Source organism: Vibrio sp. Y176, from assembly GCF_033438945.1.
Window position 1 is genome coordinate 1 of the sequence record NZ_JAWOQS010000505.1, and the last position, 713, is coordinate 713.

A 713-nucleotide genomic window follows, 5' to 3' on the forward strand; every position below is an offset into this window, starting at 1 on the left:
ATGCTCAACGTCGAGTGCCCCCAACGTACTTGGCGTGCTTGCTGTTCTAACCAAGTTTGTACAGCATGACGGTTCATCGCTCCGGTTAGCGCATCTCGGTGCGCCAACTCGGCAAATTCGTAATTCTGTGCGCGCAAAGTGCCATTCACTTTTTCTAGATGACGATGACGACGCTTCGCTTTTTCATACGCCGCTCTGTTTTTCCGTAGTTCATGCAGAGAGAAAGCCAGCCCTAAAGCCATCCAAGAAAACAATAGAGCAAACAACAACGTTTCTTGTGCAAGATAGGCACCTTCAAATTCGATCTTATCAATCACAATTTTGTGCTGACCAAGCGCAGCACCCGAACCAGTGGCAATATCAATACGCGTAATGTTCGAAAACTCTGGCGCAGAATGTTCAATATCGACCTTGTTATCCGCAAGCCACCAGGTCATTACCTGTAAGTTCTTAATCGGAATCTCGATGGTTTCACTAAAATTCGATGGAGAAAACTGCATGCCATTGTATTTGATAGTGTATTCATCATCCGGTTTCGAGTATTCCGGATTGTAGTTTCTCAGATAAAGACGCAAGTCATGGCTTGGGTTTTGCCCATTGCCCGCCTCTTCATAATGAAGCTTTAATCGGATGGTATGGTAATTAGAAAGAGCGATACCATGCGTTGGCTTCGCTACATCGGTATAAACCGAGATACCGCAATACGGCCAAGC

Annotated in this window: 1 pseudogene; it reads right to left on the reverse strand. The window is 45.7% G+C overall.

The annotated features are described in order from the left end of the window. Positions 1 to 713: pseudogene (locus tag R7O13_RS26990) on the reverse strand (GGDEF domain-containing protein); the annotation flags it as partial.